Annotated in this window: 16 protein-coding genes; 7 read left to right on the forward strand and 9 right to left on the reverse strand. The window is 45.8% G+C overall.

Features of this window, described 5'->3' with window-relative positions; all coding sequences use genetic code 11:
- Window positions 1-3: 3 nt before the first annotated feature.
- Window positions 4-948 carry a phosphatidate cytidylyltransferase gene (locus NEPTK9_RS00515; protein ID WP_194846866.1) on the reverse strand — a complete coding sequence of 315 codons (945 nt, stop codon included), beginning with the start codon at window positions 946-948 and terminating at the stop codon, window positions 4-6.
- Between the two features lie 41 nt (window positions 949-989).
- On the opposite strand from NEPTK9_RS00515, the gene NEPTK9_RS00520 reads away from it, so the two are divergent.
- From NEPTK9_RS00520 to NEPTK9_RS00530, 3 genes are all read left to right on the forward strand, one after another.
- Window positions 990-1,598 (forward strand): CDP-alcohol phosphatidyltransferase family protein, encoded by a 609-nt coding sequence (locus tag NEPTK9_RS00520; RefSeq protein WP_194846867.1) that lies wholly within the window; start codon window positions 990-992, stop codon window positions 1,596-1,598.
- A 157-nt stretch (window positions 1,599-1,755) separates the two neighbouring features.
- Window positions 1,756-3,630 (forward strand): aminotransferase class V-fold PLP-dependent enzyme, encoded by a 1,875-nt coding sequence (locus NEPTK9_RS00525; RefSeq protein WP_194846868.1) that lies wholly within the window; start codon window positions 1,756-1,758, stop codon window positions 3,628-3,630.
- Window positions 3,627-5,963 carry an AMP-binding protein gene (locus NEPTK9_RS00530; RefSeq protein ID WP_194846869.1) on the forward strand — a complete coding sequence of 779 codons (2,337 nt, stop codon included), beginning with the start codon at window positions 3,627-3,629 and terminating at the stop codon, window positions 5,961-5,963. The genes NEPTK9_RS00525 and NEPTK9_RS00530 overlap by 4 nt, the downstream gene beginning before the upstream one ends.
- Here the strand turns inward: NEPTK9_RS00530 and NEPTK9_RS00535 are convergent.
- The 4 genes from NEPTK9_RS00535 to NEPTK9_RS00550 all read right to left on the reverse strand — a co-directional run bounded on the left by NEPTK9_RS00535 (window position 5,960) and on the right by NEPTK9_RS00550 (window position 11,330).
- A complete protein-coding gene (locus NEPTK9_RS00535; RefSeq protein WP_194846870.1) occupies window positions 5,960-8,419 on the reverse strand; it encodes a hypothetical protein in 2,460 nt (819 codons plus the stop codon). The genes NEPTK9_RS00530 and NEPTK9_RS00535 overlap by 4 nt on opposite strands.
- Before the next feature lie 22 nt (window positions 8,420-8,441).
- Window positions 8,442-9,650: a hypothetical protein gene (locus tag NEPTK9_RS00540; RefSeq protein WP_194846871.1), complete on the reverse strand. Its 1,209-nt coding sequence runs from the start codon at window positions 9,648-9,650 to the stop codon at window positions 8,442-8,444.
- Between the two features lie 199 nt (window positions 9,651-9,849).
- Complete coding sequence (locus tag NEPTK9_RS00545; RefSeq protein WP_194846872.1) at window positions 9,850-11,037, reverse strand: type II toxin-antitoxin system HipA family toxin; 1,188 nt, start codon at window positions 11,035-11,037, stop codon at window positions 9,850-9,852.
- Complete coding sequence (locus NEPTK9_RS00550; RefSeq protein WP_194846873.1) at window positions 11,034-11,330, reverse strand: helix-turn-helix domain-containing protein; 297 nt, start codon at window positions 11,328-11,330, stop codon at window positions 11,034-11,036. The genes NEPTK9_RS00545 and NEPTK9_RS00550 overlap by 4 nt, the downstream gene beginning before the upstream one ends.
- A 197-nt stretch (window positions 11,331-11,527) precedes the next feature.
- Here NEPTK9_RS00550 and NEPTK9_RS00555 point away from each other — a divergent pair, with 197 nt between their 5' ends.
- Window positions 11,528-12,259 (forward strand): hypothetical protein, encoded by a 732-nt coding sequence (locus NEPTK9_RS00555; RefSeq protein ID WP_194846874.1) that lies wholly within the window; start codon window positions 11,528-11,530, stop codon window positions 12,257-12,259.
- Here the strand turns inward: NEPTK9_RS00555 and NEPTK9_RS00560 are convergent.
- Window positions 12,246-12,545 carry a hypothetical protein gene (locus NEPTK9_RS00560; RefSeq protein ID WP_194846875.1) on the reverse strand — a complete coding sequence of 100 codons (300 nt, stop codon included), beginning with the start codon at window positions 12,543-12,545 and terminating at the stop codon, window positions 12,246-12,248. The two genes, NEPTK9_RS00555 and NEPTK9_RS00560, sit on opposite strands and share 14 nt — an antisense overlap.
- A gap of 317 nt (window positions 12,546-12,862) precedes the next feature.
- On the opposite strand from NEPTK9_RS00560, the gene NEPTK9_RS00565 reads away from it, so the two are divergent.
- The gene (locus tag NEPTK9_RS00565) at window positions 12,863-13,120 is read left to right on the forward strand and encodes a hypothetical protein (protein WP_194846876.1); all 258 of its coding nucleotides are present in this window, start codon (window positions 12,863-12,865) and stop codon (window positions 13,118-13,120) included.
- On the opposite strand, the gene NEPTK9_RS00570 is transcribed toward NEPTK9_RS00565, so the two are convergent.
- Window positions 13,121-13,837: an MIP/aquaporin family protein gene (locus tag NEPTK9_RS00570; RefSeq protein WP_194846877.1), complete on the reverse strand. Its 717-nt coding sequence runs from the start codon at window positions 13,835-13,837 to the stop codon at window positions 13,121-13,123.
- Window positions 13,838-13,888: 51 nt separating this feature from the next.
- Between NEPTK9_RS00570 and glpK the strand changes: the two genes are divergently transcribed.
- Both glpK and NEPTK9_RS00580 read left to right on the forward strand, forming a co-directional pair.
- The gene (gene glpK / locus NEPTK9_RS00575) at window positions 13,889-15,379 is read left to right on the forward strand and encodes a glycerol kinase GlpK (protein ID WP_194846878.1); all 1,491 of its coding nucleotides are present in this window, start codon (window positions 13,889-13,891) and stop codon (window positions 15,377-15,379) included.
- Window positions 15,372-16,925 (forward strand): glycerol-3-phosphate dehydrogenase/oxidase, encoded by a 1,554-nt coding sequence (locus NEPTK9_RS00580; RefSeq protein ID WP_194846879.1) that lies wholly within the window; start codon window positions 15,372-15,374, stop codon window positions 16,923-16,925. Before glpK ends, NEPTK9_RS00580 begins: the two co-directional genes overlap by 8 nt.
- On the opposite strand, the gene NEPTK9_RS00585 is transcribed toward NEPTK9_RS00580, so the two are convergent.
- Both NEPTK9_RS00585 and NEPTK9_RS00590 read right to left on the reverse strand, forming a co-directional pair.
- Window positions 16,915-18,045, reverse strand: a complete 1,131-nt coding sequence (locus tag NEPTK9_RS00585; RefSeq protein WP_194846880.1) for an AAA family ATPase — start codon at window positions 18,043-18,045, stop codon at window positions 16,915-16,917. The genes NEPTK9_RS00580 and NEPTK9_RS00585 overlap by 11 nt on opposite strands.
- 31 nt (window positions 18,046-18,076) lie before the next feature.
- Complete coding sequence (locus tag NEPTK9_RS00590) at window positions 18,077-18,580, reverse strand: PD-(D/E)XK nuclease domain-containing protein (protein ID WP_228546933.1); 504 nt, start codon at window positions 18,578-18,580, stop codon at window positions 18,077-18,079.
- Window positions 18,581-18,765: the final 185 nt, after the last annotated feature.

Here is an 18,765-nt window from a genome sequence, read left to right on the forward strand (position 1 = left end):
TTTCTACCCCAGTTTCCAGTAGAGGAGGTGGAAAAAGAGGGGTGCGGTAAAGACGAGGCTGTCAACCCGATCAAGCAATCCGCCGTGACCTGGCAGAAGGGTCCCAAAATCCTTCACATGCATGTCCCGCTTTAGCGCCGACATCGTCACATCGCCGAAAAAACCTCCAATTCCAATGAGAAAACCAACAAGCGCTGCCCAGGGAAGGGTCAGGGGCGTCAGAAACGGGGCAAAAACCATCGCTAAAAGACTTGTCGTGATGATGCCGCCGACAAGCCCTTCTACAGACTTTTTGGGACTGATCTTGGGGACAACTTTATGCTTCCCAAAGAGCTTCCCCCACATGTACTGCGCTGCATCATTGAGCTCAGTGAGAACTAGGAGGAAAATCATGAGCCCTAATGGTCCCGCCTTAAAGCCCATCCGGCTTGAAAACGGAGCCAGGTAGGCAACGTAACTAAGACTATACCCCGCCATCATTATCCCCCAAAAATAGGAGCCCATCGATTGGAGAAAATGTTCGGTCTTCCCCACAATAATCATCCGAACCGGGAAGAGGAGATAGACATAGACCGGGATAAAGATGAGGAAGAGGCTGTAGTAGTCAATGAGGATAAAGGCATATTGCACCGGAATCGAAAGATAGAGCCAGAGACGGACCTGTTTGTGCTCCTCGTCGGTCGGAATGGCATTGAAAAATTCGCGGAGAGCTAAAAAACTCACCCCCATCCAAAGAAGGATAAAACACCACTGTCTTGTGAGAAAGGCGATCAAAAAAATTCCTAGAATATACCACCAAGCGGTCAGTCGGGGCTGGAGGTCTTTAAATCGCTCTGTTTTCCCCCGCACCCAAACAAAAACTTGAAAGGCTAAAAGGAGGCTGAGAATTCCGATAAATGCCCAGATGATTGGGGGTGTCAGAAGGGGAAACATTGACATTTTTAACATGCTGCTGCCATAATTGTAAGTTGTTTAACAAAGGATTTATTATGGATGTTGGTGTTTATAATCTCAAGTACCCTTTCAGAAAAATGATCGGTTTTCTTATCCCCTTCTTCAGAGAAATCAGTCCAAATCGGATCAGCTGGTCCTTAGTCCCCATTGGGGCGGTCACTGCTTTCCTCTACTTTTTTGCTCCAAGCGCTCCTCTCCTCTATTTGTTAGGCGCTCTATTTATTTTAGTGCGGATGGTCGTGGGAACGATGGATGGGTTGATCGCTGTAAAGTTTCAGAAGAGCTCCCCCATGGGTGAGATGATCAACCGGATCGCTCCTGAAGTTTGTGACATCCTCTTGATGCTAGGGGTCGTCTTCTCGGCGCCTGAGTATTTGAAGATCGGAGCAATTGCTCTGGCAATGTGCTGGGCGGTTACTTTCTTCGGCCTGATTGGCTTAACAGCTGGAAAAAAGATCCAAAGTGTTGGCCCCGTTGGACAAACCGACCGGGTCGTTGCCCTAGGAATCTTCTCAATCCTCCAGCTATTGAGCTCAAGCTTTGGGTGGGGACTCGACTTCATCTTCCTTTTCCTCGTCTGGGTGGTGATCGGCAGCTTCTTGACTTTGGCTCTGAGAGTCGCGCGAAATTTTAAAGTATCGTGATGCGTGACAGATGGTGTCGTCTTAAGCTTTCACTTGAAAGAGGTTTTCCTATGAGAAAAGTTCAAAGCACCCGATGGAGGCAGCCCCTTGTGGGTTGTCGAAGCAGGGTAACGCAGAAATTTTCCATAGGAAAAGCTAAGGCAAGGGAAATCTTACGATGACACCATCTAATTACTATCCGGTTTTAAAGGAGGGCATTTTCCTCAACCACGCGGCAACGGCACCTGTCTCCTACCGCACAATTGAGCGAATGCAAGCGCTATGTGGGGAAATGAAAGAACCTCTTGGAAAGCATTTCTATGAAGCCCTCGGCGTCATGGAGCAAACCCGTCGCCTCTTGGCCGACCTTTTGGGCTGCCACCCTGGTGAACTGGCTTTTACCCCGAACACCTCTTCATCTCTGAGCTTGGTTGCGCAGTGTCTTGACTTCAAAGCGGGAGACCGGGTCCTCATCCCGCGGGATGAATTCCCCTCAAATCGCTACGTCTGGCAAAATATCAAGAGGGTTGAGTGTTCCTTTTTTGATATTCCCCATGATGTGTCGCTTACTGAAGTGCTGGAAAGGGAAAACCTGGAGGGCGTCCGCCTCATTTCTGTGAGCCTCGTCAGCTATTTGACGGGAAAAAAACATGACATGCAGGCTTTTGGAGAGTTTTGTAAAAAGCGGGGGATCATCAGCTGCGTCGATGCGATTCAAGGGGTGGGCACTTTCCCGATCAACCTCAAAGAGTCCCCTGTCGACTTCTTTGTGGGTGCGGCTCAAAAGTGGCTCCTTGGCCCCATCGGGTGTGGCTATTTTTATATCCGTAAGGAGCTCATCGATAAGGTCCATGTCCCCTTTGTGGGGTGGACCAGTGTCCGCTACCCAGAAAATTTTGAGAGGATGCCCCTCGAGTTTGCGGATGAAGCAACCCGTTTTGAGGCGGGCCTCCCCAACATCGTCTCGATTGGAGGGCTTCACGCCTCTCTAACCGAACTTCAGGAGTTTGGTTGGGATCATATCTATGGGCAGATTGAGAAAAATACCCGCTATTTGGCGGAAAGACTCGACCCTCTCGTTCCCTATGAAGAGCTAGGGGCCATCGTCACCTTTAAACTCCCCGAAAAGGTCCACCCGAAAAAACTTGCAGCAAAGCTCGCAGCAAAAAAAATCACCGTCACGGCGCGGAGTGACTACGTCCGAGTTTCTCCCCACTTTTATAACACTGAGGAGGAGCTTGAAACATTTGTGAAAACGATCGGGGCAGAGCTGAAAAACCACCACCTCTTTTTCCCTGAGAAAAGCCCTCGAGATCGGGAGGGACGGATCCTCCTTGTGGGTGCAACGGGAACGCTTGGAAAAGAGATTGCCCTTTACCTTATGGAAAAGGGATTTCAGGTGATGGGAATCGGTCGCAACCGCTCGGTCCTTGATGAGCTCTCAAAACAGGAGGCTTTTGAAGAGACCTCCCTTGAGCTAACCGACCGGCAGGCGATCAAAACCTTTTTACGGGAAACGCCTCATACTTATAGCGGCCTGATCAACTGCGCGGGAATGGTCGACGTGGAGCCGGTAACCTCTTTGGACGATGAAAAACTCGTTGAGATGTTTGCAGTGAATACCTTGGCTCCCACTCTGTTCATGCAGTGGTTTGCCTCTCAACCAGGTCCTTTGGGGGTTTTAAATATCGTCTCTCCTTTGGGACAAGGGGGGTATCCCCTTCTGGGAGGCTACGGATCGACCTATGCAGCGCTTGAAATTCTGACTCAAGCGCTCGAAAGGGAGAAAAAGGACCTCCATGTGACAACTTACTTCTCTTCTCCAATGCACTCCCCAATGCAAAAAGACATTGGAAGGGCGGCCCTCCGCTATTTTAAGATGGAAGGAACCTTTAACTACCGCCATGCAGAAGAGGTGGCGCGCGAAGCGGTCGATGCTTTTTTGGCTAAAAAAAGACGGGTGATGAGCTTTAAAAATCGGCTCCAGTTTTTCTTAAACCGCTTTGCCCCGAAATTTGTGACTCGAAAAATCGAAAAGGTCTGGCTCCCATGAGTGATTTGTCAAAGAGGATTAGGGCGATCGCTGAAAAGTATGAAAGCAAAAGGGCGCTCACCTACTACCACCGGTTCCGCATCAATCACTACACCTATGGGGAGCTCTATCAGCTCGCTCTAAAGTGTATCGGCTACTTCATTGAAAATGGGGGCAAAAAAGGGGATCGGATTTTGATCTGCGCAGACAATGGCCCCCAGTGGGTTGTCCTTTTGTTTGCGGCGGCTTTAGGGGGCTTGACCCTCGTGCCGATCGATCGAAAATCTTCTCCTGAGTTTCTTGCAAAGGTGACTGCAGAGACCGCGCCAAAATGGACATTTTTGGGGCTCGATGATCTCTTTTCTTTGATCGAAGAGGCGGATCCCGTCCTCCCTCATTGGGAGGTTTTAGATGAAGACCTTTTTGAGATTGTCTACACTTCGGGAACAACGGCAGCTCCTAAAGGGATAAAGATTCAACACTGCAACCTTTCAGCAAGTATCGCTTCTGTTCAGGCATTTCTCTCCAGCAAGTTTCAGGGAACCCTTTTATCGATGCTCCCCTTAAGCCATGTGCTGGAGCAGACGGCAGGCTGTCTTGCAACCCTTTCTTTTGGAGCGCGGATCATCTACACGCAGCAGGTCCGCTTTTCTCGAATCGCTCAAATTCTGAAAGAGGAAAAGGTGACCCACGTGGTTGCCGTTCCTGCCATCTTAAAAAACTTTCAGAAAAACCATTCACCCATCCGGTGGCTTAGCTACCTCCCCTTTTTCTTAAGACGCCTTTTATCCTTCCCCGTTCGAAAAAAATTGGGCCGCCACTTTAAAGCCTTTATCTGCGGAGGGGCTCCCCTCTCTTCATTCGTTGAAGATTTCTGGGAAAACCTCGGGATCAAAGTAGCGCAAGGGTATGGCCTAACCGAAAGTTGCGGCATTGCAACGGGCAACACCTTCAAAAAACGGCAAAAGGGATCGGTGGGACGCCCCTTCCCCGGGCAAGAGGTGAAACTCGGCGCGCAAAATGAGGTGTTGCTGAAGGGAAAAAATATCATTTGTGAGGACGAGTGGTACCATACAGGAGATGTAGGCCGTTTTGATAAGAAGGGAAACCTCTATATCGTTGGACGCCTGAAGGAGATGATCCTCACCTCGAATGGACTCAATGTCTTCCCTTCCGATATTGAAAAGATCTTGAGTCGCTCCCCAGCGATTAAAGAGTGCGCCGTTTTTGAAGATCCGACGAAAGAGGGGCGGCTGATCGGTGGGGTGATCCTCAACGCCGACACCGATTTAAAAGAGCTTCTTCAAAAGGCAAACCTCGAGCTTGCCTCTCATCAGCAGGTCAGCGCCCTTGTCCCTTGGTCTCAGCCGACCTTCCCCAAAACCCCCTCTCTTAAAATTAAGAGGGGACAACTCCCCAAGATCTATGCGCAAACCGCCGCAACTCCTGAGCAAAACCACACAGATCCCCTTCTCAGGATCATCGGAGCCATTGCCAATGTCCCCGCCGACACCTTGACTCCAGAGACGGTGCTAACCAAAGACCTCGGTCTCGACTCTTTAAATTTCGTCGATCTAACTCTAAAGCTCGAAGCAGAGTTTCGAACAAGCATCGATGAAGCCCTATTTGCCGGCGCATGCACCATCCAAAAGGTGCGAGAAGCGCTAGACACCTCTCCAGAAGAGCCTCCTCCCCTTCCCCGTTTCTACTACTCACAAGTGGGAAGTGGGATCAGGCAGGCCTTCCACTCTTGCTTGCAACATGGCCTTATCAGACGATGGCTCTCTTTTAAAACCGCTCCCTTTCCCAAGCTCGATCTCAACAAGCCAACCATTTTTATCGCCAACCACTCGAGCCACCTCGACTCTCTATCGATCCTCACCACCCTTCCTCGCTCGATTCGAAACAAAATCTTGATCGCCGCCGCTTACGACTACTTCTTTGGAAAGGAGAAAAAGGGAGGCCTTTTGATGCATCCCCTCATGATCCCGATCTTCCCCTTCCACCGGGAAAAGTACTTTAGTGAAAACCTCAAGAACTTGGGGAAATTTCTCAGCCAAGGACGTCCCCTCCTCATCTTTCCGGAAGGGACCCGGAGCCGGAGTGGCACCTTGGCCCCGTTTAAGCCGGGCATTGGGATGATCGTTAAAGAGATGGGAGCCCAGGTCGTCCCGACCTACATCTCGGGAGCTTACAAGCTGTGGCCTCCTTCGGCCTCACTTCCTAAACGGGGAACCATTGCAGTGCGCTATGGAGCCCCACTTACCTTTGACAAAGAGGACTCCCCCGAGGCGATTACCAAGGTTCTTGAGAAAAATGTGCGCGCCCTAGGGGAGATACAGGACCGTATCTAGTTAGTTCGACTGCTTCCTACAGCATTGGAGCTTAACTTATTGAGCTCTTCAATAAGGGCATTTTTCTTTCCATCCTCTAAAAAAGAATTCTTGATTTCTACTATCAATCTCTTGAGCTTAGAGTCTTCAGGGTGATCCAACGATTTAAGCTCTGCTACTTTAGTTTGATAAAATTCAAAGGCATTTGCTTGATCTGCACCAAGTAAACGGTTTCTCAAGCCATCTACCATCCTCTTATCAACTTCCAAAAGACTTAAGTCATTCAGTTGTGACAAATAAGAATTGATTTTTTCAGAAGACTTATTTTCTAAGTCTGTTGTCTTTCTATCCAGCTTATTTAACAAAAGTTGCCCAATAATCTTGGAACTTTCTTCACGAATGATTCTCCTAACTTCATCTGGATTAAACACTAGACCACTTTGATTTAATCCCTTTCCTTGGGTTTGAGGTGAATTGCCGTCTATTATTGGTTGATTGTGTTGTTGGACTGATAAATCGCCATAAAACCATCGCCAAGAATGTGTTTTCAGTTCAAAGGGTTCTGGGGCTTGTAAAGGATCCTTCGTTATTGCTGATATATAGGCCTTATCATACTCTGTAATTTCTAGACGGGGGTAATGCTTAGGACGGCCTTCTTTAAGCTGAACGTAAGAGTGATCTTCCTTAATATAGATAGGAGACCTTTGCAAAAGCCCTTCAGCAGTGAGCGTTTTTAAAGCATGCTTAAAGCCCGTTATATCAAGCTTGCGCTTAAAAGCACCTACAATAAAGCCCCCTGTCGCACGCGCTCCCTGCTTAAATTTTTGGTAGTGAGAGCTATCTCGAGTTGTAGGAAGACGTATAATTGTTTTGTTAAAAAAGGGGTTTTGCTTCTGATAATGTAACAGATACATTTTATTTGGGTTAAACCATGTCACAGATAAAGCCAGAGAGTTAGCCCTTCTATAAATTTCTTTTACCTTATTCTCATCACCCCAGAAAAGATCCTCTCTAAAAAAATAATCATTATAAAACATAAATGCAAAAAGACGCGTTACAAGATTGCTTGTAAAAGTTTCAATGGCGCTTTTATTTAACTGATGCCCCCGATCTCCTGTAGGCTTATCAAAGTAAGTCAGTTGTTCCTTAAACAAAGTAAGTAGACGATAAGTGACAATTCTAACAAAATGAGTAGCATATTGAGGGTCACTAAGCGCTGAAGAGATATCCTTCAGGTGGTCTTTTTTTGCTTGCTCTATAAAATGCTGCGGAATTTTAATGGCCAAAGAAGCAACTAAAGAAGCTCCAGGCATGGGAAACAAAGATTTAACTAGCTTAGGGACCAACCCTAAGGCTTGCGTAGTAAGAGTTTTAGAAGCCGCTGTCCAACTACCTAGAGAAGCCTGCATAGAAAGAATTTCATTATTCATTTTTGAAGAAAAACCATTGTAAAAAGCTTTGTAGTAGGCGCCATAAACAGGGTCATCTAAAAAGGCCCGGATCTTATCGTTCAAATCAACATCAACAATCTCCTCAACCTTTCCAAGTCTAATTTGTAGCTCTCGAAATTCGGCTTCCGCCTTCTCACGGACCTCTTTAAGCTCTTTAATAAGACCTTCTTGGGTTTCTTTTAAGTCAGCACCTGCTTGAACAAGCGCCATAACAGTATCGTCAAGCTCGGATCTCAAACTTGACAATGACTTCCCATTAACCTCTTTGTTAGGGTCTAGCCCAAAAGCTAGAAGGAGACGTGTAATTTTATGCTTTCCTGCTTTAAAAGCTTGCTCAATTTGGTCATCAATCCCTTCTTCTGGAATCCCCCAGCAATCTATAAGCTCAGCTAAATTCTTGAGGTTACTAAGACTCTCTTCCTGTATGGCTTGGTTTAGCGCTTCAACAATTTCACTTTTTGAATCCTTTTCAGCAGCAAATAATTTTATCAGCTTATGATTGCCTGTATCAAGGGCATGGAGATAAGGGGATCGTCCCTGCTTATCAAGCTTAAAAGGGAGGGCACCCTCACGATATAGCTCTTCGCTTGCATTGTTGCATTGAAATAGTACCGATAAAAAAAGTTCACTAGGAAGTTGTGGGTCTTGTTTACGCAACTTTTGTATAAAACGAATAACTTTATCTGTTTGTCCATCTTCATCCCACTTCTTAAGTATCTTTCCACGACTCCTCAGGCGACGGTTCCTGATCAAATAAGAGTCGATTTCATTGGAATCCGCCTCTTTGAGTCCTTTAGGAAAGGTTAATTGTAAAAGGGTGTAGTTAACCTTTATTGCTTCAAGAAGTACCTTTCCTGCTTTAGGTTTCATCTTCTTTTGACTTAAATCAAAAGCAGTTGTTAAGGTGTCTCTTGATAAACGGCTTGTAAAATCACTCAGCTTCTCATTAACGCTTGGGATTTGCTTTGAACCGATGAATGGGTTATCTTGACTAGATACTATTTTTTTTTGAACAGATGCTGACATGTTTCCTACTCACTTAATTGGGTTAATTTTCTAAGGGCATCACAGGAACCATATAGTAGTTCTCTGTGGGGTTGAAAGTTTTCCACTCTACTGAGAGTCCTTCTGCCACGCTAAACTTAACAAACAGATGAGATTTCTCATTTTTATACGAATCGAAATCTGAATCCAAGCAAAAAATTTCGTGACTTGAAGTACTGCCTTTTTCCTTAGGAAAAAGCACTGTTCCTGTAGATACAAAATTTGCCATAAATAGTGCCGAAATTTCTATTGCAAAGGATGGCCGGTATGAGTACCTGTTAATCTTAGGTAAGCTGCTGATATATTTTATGCTCTCAGTATATGTCCTTGGCCCAATATCAAATTGTTTCCGAAATAAGATCCAATGGCCATTAATGAATTTTGCACCAGAAATATTTGGGGCATACTTATTAAGGTAGAAGCGATATGTTTTTGAATTGCTACTAAAAGAGTTCAATTTAGAAAACCAAAACTCAGTTTTACGGTCTTTTAGGCGACCTGTATTACGATCGAACTTACTGGGTATTAAAAATTCCACACAAAATTTTTCAATATGAGATCTTTCCCTATCCAAGAATTCTGAATAATCAGGCAAGTCTTGATATGGAGTAACAGTTCGATTAAAAGTATTTTTCCAACTATTAGCACCAAAAGTATTTTCTATCAATGGCAAGTTAACCTCAGCTCTTTGGAGCGTCATTTGAGTTGTTTTTCGCTCATACTTCCCGATATAATAAAATTGATTAGCGCTAGAAAGTTCGAAGATTTTCGTTTCTGGGTTGTAGTAAGCTGAATATGGAGGCTTAAAGACACCCTTTTCCATAGAGATGTACGGAGCTCTCATTGCAACAATGGCTAGCTTGAATACCTCTCGGTCTTTAAGGATCGAAATGTCTGTTGTAAAGAGCCTATCCTTCTCGCTTACCTCCCAAAGCGGTAAAAACTTGGTTTGGTAGAATCCTGAGGCTGAAAAAGCTTCTGATTCCCAATTCTTGTATTCATGAATACTTTGTTTTGTACTATTAGGCCTAAGTGGTTCATTAAAGCCCGCTTCTTCGCTTTGGTTTGCCCACTGCTTTACACGCATAATATCTAGTTTTGAAGGTCGAAAAGTCGAAGAGTATTCTTTTTCAGAGGGGAATTCTTTGAAATATGCCCTTTCAGGGGACCAAGAGGTGGTCAGGTCGATTTTAAGTTTAGGGATTGCTGACATCTTTAACTCCTAAGTTTTTTTAAAATGTAATAATCAATTTATGAAGAAACCTTAAAGAGGTCAAGAAAAAAATTTACGCAACTATGCATAGTTCCTGTGCGATACCCATTCCGATTCAAGATTTCGGGGTAAAGCTAGAGACGCTAGCACGGGGAAAACCAAATCTTGAGTCGGAATGGGTATAGACTTTGATGCATGCCTACAGGCTTTTGGCGATTGCACTGAGGTTTTTTTTGATGAGGCTAAGGGAGGTCTTATTCACTCCTGCCTCTTTGGCAAAGGTTTCCCAATTGGAAGTTGCCAAAGCGACTTCCTCGATGATTTCTACCGCACGCTCTTTGGCGATAGACCCAAGCTCAGCAACCTTTAGAAGGTTAGAGCGCTTTGGTGTTTTTCCTTCTCCGGCAACCATGGTTGAATGCTCTCCAGCTGGCCCTGAGGAAAAGGTGAGGTCGTAGGGAGGTGCTACGCTCCAGCTCCCCTCTTCATCCATCAGAAATGAGAAGTTTTTGGCATGGTCATCTCGATTATGGCTGAGCACATTAAAGACCATTGCTCTAAACTGCTTTTCACACTCCTCAAGATCTTTTGTTAAAAAGGCAGTTGCCTTCATAATGGTCTTATAGTCAAGGCTTGGAAGACGGAAGTCAGCGTGCAAAAGGCCACTCATGGTATGCATGTGAACGCGCTTTTTCTCTATTCGATCAAACCGCTTTGTTCCAAAGTAACCAGGTCCTTTTCTTGAGGGAAATAGCTTGGCCTCGGGAACGTTTAGAAGCGCTTTTTCTGCCATTAGGTGATAAGCATATTCGATAGGACCAATATCTTTGGGATCTACCGATGAGCGAAATTTAATCAGCCAATCTTCTCCATTAATGGGGATCAAAATTTTGGGCCGTGCTCCAGCTGATGAACCATTCATTGCGAGTAAGTCATCTACAAAACGGTCATCATCATTTTCTTCAAACTGACGCGCTTCTTCAGCGATTGCATCAAGGTCTGCATGGTTTAAAAATAGCGCCCCTTCAATCTCAGGTTCATAGATTAAGGCTCCCATCCCCCGCTGTCCGACATAACTTAGTCGATCCAAAGGAGAAAGAGTCTCAGGATGAATCCCCAAGGTCATTAGCTTACGATCAAGAAGGAGGCGCCCCCACCCATCGGGAAGGGAGTCATTAAAAACTCCAAAAAGCCCCTCAAAGAGGAAGTCCTCTGTTTGTTGAACCCCTCTTTTAAGAGGAAGCTTAAAGGGAGAAATCTCTAGCTTTGTTTCGATAAACTCGGGAGCATACTCAAAAAGAATTTTCCTTTGCTTAAGGGCAAGCGTTCCAAGAGGGATTTTTTTCTCCCCTTGCATAAAGTAAACATAGAGCTTGTTGACTGTCATCGCCGTCCCCTTTTTCTTTCTTTCTCTTCAAGAAGCGTCTCAAGAGATGTGTCAGCTATTTTTTGCCCAAAGAGATCCTTAAAGGGTTCTAGGGCATCTAGGACAAGGGCGATTTTCAGCAGCGACTGCAGTGAAATTTTTCCCGTTTTCTCAAATTTCTTAATCACTGAAAGACTGACCTTCGAACGCTCCGAAAGGGTCTTCTGCGAGAGGTTGAGCGCCAGCCTTTTTCCCCGAGCCCTCTTGGCAAGGTGACCTGACATCTCGCCCGGAGTAATTAAGAAAAGAGTCATTATAGTATCCCTTATTGCTATTTTTTCCTCTTAAGAGCCATTATAACAGCTGTTAAAAGGTCTGTCAAGCAGAAAAAACAATAGACATAAAAAAGTTTAAATTTTATATAAAAATCACCTTTAATTTTATTAATACAAAAAAAACAATGAATCAACATAAAATATAAACGAAATTAATTATTTAAATTGGTGAAATTATGTCTATATATCCAACTTCTAAATCTTCTAGCTATCAGAGCAACAAAAAAGATGCACAATACCCCTCAGATGAAAATACTAAAAATATTATCCAGGCTACGGAAAGATTTTTTAAACAAGAGCTACCTGATATAAAAAAGGATACAAAAGACTGGGTCATGGAAAAACTACTTCCCGCAATGACCCAAGCAGAAAAGGCTAAAAAAGCCGTTTCTGATAAGGAGGTGAATCTATTTTTACAAAGCCTATCAAAAGAAATTCCTTGTATGATTAAGGAACTTGAAACAATCAGTTTTTCAAGAGGGCATGAACTAGACAATTATACTTATCCCTCTGTGGAGAAATTTCAACCCATTGCTTCCTGGCTCAAGGCTCTTGGTAAAAAATATGATTTATATAAAGGACAAAAGGGGTTTATCTCTAAGCTACAAAAGGTCTTTCAACCTTTTATAGATACACTCACTACACTGATCCGCGAACAAGCCTTAGCCTCTCGAAAGCTCCAATACAAAGAAATCTTATCAAAGCCAACACTCGAAAATTTTATTTTTAATGAAGCTGTAACAAAGGCTCATATTAATGCCTTAAATGGTGAGCCTCAACAGGTTTTTTTAGAACTTAGAGACCTTTTAAATTTGCAACGCAACCCAGAAATAAACCGCGTCCCCTCTATGCAAGAACAGAAAGCTTTCCAATTCCTTTTAGCCATTGCTGAGTTTAAAGGATTTTAAGAGGGGAAGTAAGACTTATAAGCCATTGGAGCTTTACAGCTTTTTTGCAAACAGGTGTCCCTATTATGTCTCTCTTAAATCCCATAATGCAAAAGTTCCAACTCTCTAGTGGGGAAGGTGGAACAGGAATAAGAAAGCTCGACATATCTGAAGGGGCTCCTCCTCTTTGAAAAAAAGGTTCAGATGGTTCTTTCTCTTCAGATGGGTTTTTATAGATAATGCAGTGGTAGTAATCCAACTGTAAACCAGTTATATTGATAGAGTGTGTTTTTAATGCTTCAGACATTTGATAAATCCTTGCTTTTATTATCAATTATTTCATTTGAATCGGAACTCCAACACATTGGAGATGAAAGCTCATAATCTTAGCCAAGAATAAGGAAGGACTATTTTTTATTTCAACTTTTTTATCGCCGTGGGTATGACTAAAAATTGTACTTGCTAAATTTATGCTTGATTGGATGTGGTGAGAGATAGAGCATCAAAATAAAGATTTAGTATAATATGCGCCTCCAAGGAAAATCCTAAAACCTCGGAGTGCCACTACCGTCAATTGAACTGAGGTTAGTAGCACTCCGGGTAAAAATAACAGGAGATAAAATTATGTTCAAAATACCCTTAAACTTCTTAAAAAACCAGTATTCATCCAGCCACCTGTGTGCTTATAGTAAAACCATAAAAGGCAAAAAAACACCATTTCCTAAATACCAAGGGAGTGAGCTTTTTGGTATAACGTCTCTATCGGACAAAGACTTTAAGCAGCTAATAACAGAAGGAACTAAGGAAATTAGTGCTTATAACCAAATGATTAGAGAAGCCAAGAAAGCCCAAGAGCTGCGTCAAAAGAACAAGGATGAGTAGTTACAAGCTTAAGATATTTTGGTAGATAAGGGCGCCAAGAGCAGCCCCTAACAAGGGGCCAATGATGGGAACCCAGGCGTAATCCCAATCGGAACTCCCCTTCCCTTGGATCGGAAAGAGGGAATGAACAAGGCGGGGCCCCAAATCGCGGGCGGGGTTAATGGCGTAGCCTGTAGGCCCACCGAGAGAAAGGCCAATGCTAAAGACGAGAAGACCAACAGCGAAGGGACCCACACCACTGGCGATTTCATTGTGGATGTTAAAGATACCAAGGACTCCGATTAGGAGAACAGCAGTCGCAATCACTTCGGTGACAAAATTCCATCGCTTAGCGCGAATGGCGGGCTGGGTGCAAAAAATGAGAAGTTTATGGGTTTTGTTGTCACTTTTTTCGAAGTGGAGAAAGTAAGAAGCCCAGACAAGGATCGCTCCAAGAATGGCGCCAACCATCTGACCAGCAATGTAGGTGGGCACTTGGTTCCAAGGGGTTTTTCCAACAATGGCAAAGCCAAAGGTCACAGCGGGGTTGATATGCCCTCCGGTTGCCCAGCCAACGGCGTAAACCCCCATGGCAACGGCAAAGCCCCAGCCGGCGGTAATGACGATCCACCCACTTTGCTCTCCCTTAGACTTTTTTAGGAGGACGTTAGCAACGGCCCCATCCCCAAGCAAGATCAAGAGCAAGGTTCCTAAAAGTTCTCCCCAAAAAATAGACATAATGACTTCCCTAAATAGTTGTATTGACGTATACCAAAGGTAAGGATTGTTATGAAATATATTCTTTCGCTAGACCAGGGAACGACAAGTTCGAGAGCTCTGATTATTAACCAAGAGGGTAAAGTTTTGGGCCTTGCCCAGAAGGAATTTACCCAAATTTTCCCCAAGCCGGGCTGGGTAGAGCACGACCCCAATGACATTTGGGCCACGCAAGCCTCAGTCATGACCGAGGCAATTGTCCATGCCCGCCTCACCTTAAGGGACATTGGGGCGATTGGGATCACCAATCAGCGGGAAACGACGATTGTCTGGGACCGGAAAACGTCGCAGCCCCTTTGCAATGCAATTGTGTGGCAAGATCGGCGGACAACCGCGATCTGCAAAATGCTTAAAAAAGAGGGGTATGAGCCTCTTTTTCAGAAAAAGACGGGGCTTCTCCTCGACCCCTACTTTTCGGGAACGAAACTGAAGTGGATTTTAGACAATGTGGAAGGGGCGCGCAAGCGAGCGGAAAAGGGAGAACTCGCCTTTGGAACGGTCGACAGCTGGCTGGTTTGGAAGATGAGCGAAGGGCGGCAACACATTACCGATGCGACCAATGCTTCACGGACGTTGCTATATAATATCCATGAGGGAAAGTGGGACGATGAGCTCCTTAGCATTCTCGATATCCCGCGGGAGATGCTCCCCGAAGTGAAAAGCTCGAGCGAGGTCTATGGAGATTGCAGTGAAGGTGTTTGCTCGACAGAAATTCCAATTGGAGGGATTGCAGGCGACCAGCAGGCAGCCCTTTTTGGCCACTCTTGCTTTAAAAAAGGGATGGGAAAGGTCACCTATGGAACGGGCTGTTTCATCTTGATGAATACGGGGAAAGAGGTCCCCCCTTCGAGCGACCATCTGATCACAACGATTGCCTACAAGTTAGGAGATGAGGTCCATTATGCTCTTGAGGGAAGTGTCTTTATTGGGGGAGCTGTTGTCCAGTGGCTCCGCGACTCTCTCGGCATCATTCGAAACTCTTGGGAAGTAGAGCAACTCGCAAGAAGTGTTCCCTCATCGGACGGGGTCTTTTTTGTTCCCGCATTTACTGGGCTCGGCGCCCCTTATTGGGACCCGAGCACCCGTGGAATGATCTTAGGCCTTACGCGAGGGACAACCGCAGCCCACATCGCCCGCGCCGCCCTTGATGGCATTGCGTTTCAGGTTTCTGATATTCTCGATATCATCCAAAAAGAGGTTCCGATCAAAGAGCTTCGAGTCGATGGCGGGGCTGTTCGCGATGACCTTCTGATGCAAAAACAAGCCAACCTCGCAAACATCCCACTCATGCGTCCGAAGTGGAAAGAGGTATCGGCACTGGGTGCTGCCTTCTTAGCGGGTTTAAGCATTGGCTACTGGAAGGACCAAGAAGAGATCGCGAACCTTTGGGAAGAAGAGAAGCGGTTCGACCCCAACCTTTCTGACGAAGAGCGGACAAACCAAAAAAAACAGTGGGAACATGCGATTGCCTGCGCCAAACTGTGGGGCTCGCAAGATGAATAGGGAAACAGGGGGGCTCGACCAAGAGTGGGACTTTTTGATCATCGGTGGAGGGGCGACAGGGCTCGGCGCTGCTGTTGATGCCGCTTCGCGCGGGCTAAAAGTGCTCCTCGTCGAGCAAAATGACTTTGCCAAGGCCACCTCGAGCCGAAGCACCAAGCTGATCCATGGAGGACTCCGCTACCTGCAACAAGGGAACATCGCCCTTGTCTTAGAAGCTCTCCGCGAACGGGGCCGCCTCTGCCAAAATGCTACCCACCTGATCTACCACCGCGCCTTTTTCGTTCCCAGTTACCACTGGTGGCAAGGCCCTTTCTATGGCATTGGCCTCAAAATTTATGACCTTCTTGCCGGCAAACTTGGCATCGAACCCTCCAAACACCTCTCAAAAAAAGAGACCATCGAAGCCCTTCCCACCCTAGAAACCGAAGGGCTGTATGGCGGAACCCTCTACTATGATGGGCAGTTCGATGACTCAAGGCTCGCCATCACCCTTGCCCAAACCGCAACCGACCATGGGGCCCACCTGATCAACTACATGAAAGTGACCAGCCTGGTTAAGAAAAACGACCATGTTGAAGGGGCCATTTTGCGTGACGAGGAAACCGGCGATACCCATGAAGTGCGAGCTAGAGTCGTGATCAATGCGACGGGCATTTTTTCCGACGAGGTGCGCCACATGGATGAGCCCCAGGCGCCCACTATCGTCCGTCCCAGTCAAGGGATCCACGTCGTTTTAGACAAAAGCTTCCTCGATAGTGAAACAGCGATCTTAGTCCCCCACACCGCCGACGGGCGGGTCCTCTTTGTTGTTCCCTGGCTCGGGAAAGTCCTTGCCGGCACCACCGACACTCCTGTTAAAAAACCCGAGATGGAACCCAAGCCCCTCGAAGAAGAGATCGACTTTGTCCTCAAAGAAACGGGAAAATACCTGACCAAACATCCCAAAAGAGAGGACATCCTCAGCGTCTTTGCCGGTCACCGTCCCCTTATCGCGGAGCAAGGAACCGAAAAGACCGCAGCCATTTCCCGTGACCATTCGATCCTCGTCTCGAAGAGTGGACTCATCACCATCGCAGGGGGAAAGTGGACGACTTACCGAAAGATGGCCGAAGATGTCGTCGACAAGGCGCTCCAGCTCGGCGGCTTTGACGAAATCCCCTGCAAAACGAAGACGCTCAAACTCCATGGCTGGATGGAAGGGGCTGATCCCCTCGATCCTTGGAGTACCTATGGCACCGACCGCGCCAAAATCGAAACATTGATCGAAGAAGATCCTACCTTGGGAGAGCTCTTTGACCCCAAACTCCCCTACCTAAAGGGGGAGGTGGTTTGGGCTGTACGTGAAGAGATGGCCCGCACCGTCGAAGATGTCCTATCTCGCCGAACCCGCTCTCTTTTGCTTGACGCTAGCCTTGCCATGAAGGTGGCACCGATGGTTGCAGCGCTAATGGCTAAAGAACTGGGCAAAGGAAAAGAGTGGGAAGAGAGTCAAGTCGCAGCATTTACAAAGCTTGCTCAGAATTATGTTATGCCAACTAAGGGCTAAAGCAGAGCCTCAGCCAGTAGGCAAATAAGGGGTCGTCAAAAAGAACCTTTCCTCTTCCCCCCTCTTCGTCTAAGATTCCTTTTGCTTTAAGCGCTTTGATTGAGGAGGAAAGGGCCGGAGCACTTGTGATCTCATATTTCTGAAGGACCTCCTTATTGAACAAGGCTCCTTTCTCATAAGCTGCCAAGCGAAGGGCACGCTTTTGAGCCAAGGTTAAAGAGCTGATGAGCGTTTGATAGGTATAAGCATTTTGCCGCACCACATTTTCTAAAACCTCTTCGACCTCCTTACCTGTCACACAGGCGCACCCTTGAGCAACGAGGTGGAAGCACACTTTTTGCGCGTAGTTTGGAATGTTTTGCACAAGCTTTAAAAGGTGTTTGATCGCTTCCGACTTGCAGGATGTCCCGATCGTTTTAAACCGCCCCACAATCCAATCGACAAACTCGGGGCCAAATGCAGGAAACTCGATGGTCTGGCAAGAGCGGTAAAGGGGACGACTAGGATTATTGAGCATCTCCAAAATGAGATCCTTCCTAGAACCGGTGAGGAGAAAGGAGACATTTTTAAGCCGCTGGAGATGGGTTCTTAAGGTTGCCTCTAACCACCCCTGGTCATCGATTTCTGACACTTTCTGGAACTCATCAACTGCGACAACCACCTTTTTTCCAAGACTGGAAAGGACCTCTAAAAGATCTTGAATCGCCTCTTTCACATCTTCTTCCCCTAACTTTCCCAGAGTTAAACCAAAGCTAGAACTCCCAGAAAAAGTATCGAGATCAGCCGTTACCTTAGGGACACAAGTGGCAAGCTTTTTTAACCACCCTCTCAACTTCCCTTTTAGCCCCTCCTTGAGCCGGATGGCTCTCAGGAGTTGGCGAAGAAAATCGCGATGAGAGGTGATATTAAAAATATCGACAAGGAGACAGGTATACCCCTCTTTTTCAAAATCTCTTAAAAGACTTAAGACAAAAGAGGTTTTCCCAAATCTTCGAGGTCCCATAAGGACAACATGGATCCGGTTTTGCAAAAACTGCTTCACGGCTGCGTGAAGCTCTGGCCGAGCCAAATAGTAGTCCCCTTCTACAGGATTGCCAAACTTAAATGGGTTACTGTTCACTTTTTCCACGTCTCAATATTTAACAAAACCGTTAAATATTGGCAAGCGAAATATAGGTCATCTCATGAGAAAGCTCACGAATAAATTCTCCAGACTCAGACAAAAGCTCTCCCTTCCATTCGGATACATTCCGAGCTTCTGAAGAAAAATTTGCTCCAACAAGAACAAGCTCTTTTCCCTTATTAATATAGGGTTGGTAGTACCTTTTGTGGTGAATTTGCTCGATCGCTCTATGAGCGGAACCATCAAGCTTCATCTCTAAAATATAAGTTGCCTTAGGCATCTCTAGTAAGAGGTCTATTCGCCCTTTGTTTGTCGCTCTTTCTGACAATGGATCAAAACCCATTCCATAAAGCATAGAAAGAAGCATCGCTTGATAAGTCCGCTCTTTTGCCCCCACAAAGACTTGATAAGCAAAGCTAGAAAGACCTACCTTGATGTGCTCAAAAAGAACTTCTACTTGGTAATTCTCCAAGGATTTGACAAACTTCTCTGATGACCTTACATCGATATTATCCGTGAAGTGACTTACCAAAGAGTTCTTGACATCCTCCTCTCCCTAAAGGAAGAGGATTCCCAGGTTGTCTAAATACACCCTAGGAGCAGGCTCTTATCGCTAATCCCTGCTGGTTCCTGCTTCAATGTGAGATCTATAGACTCACTCCACAGGCTAAGACCCGATAGTCCTCGGGCTAAAATATTCATTGCTCCTACATGATC

The organism is Candidatus Neptunochlamydia vexilliferae, assembly GCF_015356785.1.
Lineage (GTDB): Bacteria > Chlamydiota > Chlamydiia > Chlamydiales > Simkaniaceae > Neptunichlamydia > Neptunichlamydia vexilliferae.

Excerpts from the sequence above, each read along its gene's own strand:
- NEPTK9_RS00515 (WP_194846866.1), bottom strand. The coding sequence starts at position 948 with ATGTTAAAAATGTCAATGTTTCCCCTTCTGACACCCCCAATCATCTGG.
- NEPTK9_RS00520 (WP_194846867.1), top strand. The coding sequence starts at position 990 with ATGGATGTTGGTGTTTATAATCTCAAGTACCCTTTCAGAAAAATGATC.
- NEPTK9_RS00525 (WP_194846868.1), top strand. The coding sequence starts at position 1,756 with ATGACACCATCTAATTACTATCCGGTTTTAAAGGAGGGCATTTTCCTC.
- NEPTK9_RS00530 (WP_194846869.1), top strand. The coding sequence starts at position 3,627 with ATGAGTGATTTGTCAAAGAGGATTAGGGCGATCGCTGAAAAGTATGAA.
- NEPTK9_RS00535 (WP_194846870.1), bottom strand. The coding sequence starts at position 8,419 with ATGTCAGCATCTGTTCAAAAAAAAATAGTATCTAGTCAAGATAACCCA.
- NEPTK9_RS00540 (WP_194846871.1), bottom strand. The coding sequence starts at position 9,650 with ATGTCAGCAATCCCTAAACTTAAAATCGACCTGACCACCTCTTGGTCC.
- NEPTK9_RS00545 (WP_194846872.1), bottom strand. The coding sequence starts at position 11,037 with ATGACAGTCAACAAGCTCTATGTTTACTTTATGCAAGGGGAGAAAAAA.
- NEPTK9_RS00550 (WP_194846873.1), bottom strand. The coding sequence starts at position 11,330 with ATGACTCTTTTCTTAATTACTCCGGGCGAGATGTCAGGTCACCTTGCC.
- NEPTK9_RS00555 (WP_194846874.1), top strand. The coding sequence starts at position 11,528 with ATGTCTATATATCCAACTTCTAAATCTTCTAGCTATCAGAGCAACAAA.
- NEPTK9_RS00560 (WP_194846875.1), bottom strand. The coding sequence starts at position 12,545 with ATGTCTGAAGCATTAAAAACACACTCTATCAATATAACTGGTTTACAG.
- NEPTK9_RS00565 (WP_194846876.1), top strand. The coding sequence starts at position 12,863 with ATGTTCAAAATACCCTTAAACTTCTTAAAAAACCAGTATTCATCCAGC.
- NEPTK9_RS00570 (WP_194846877.1), bottom strand. The coding sequence starts at position 13,837 with ATGTCTATTTTTTGGGGAGAACTTTTAGGAACCTTGCTCTTGATCTTG.
- glpK (WP_194846878.1), top strand. The coding sequence starts at position 13,889 with ATGAAATATATTCTTTCGCTAGACCAGGGAACGACAAGTTCGAGAGCT.
- NEPTK9_RS00580 (WP_194846879.1), top strand. The coding sequence starts at position 15,372 with ATGAATAGGGAAACAGGGGGGCTCGACCAAGAGTGGGACTTTTTGATC.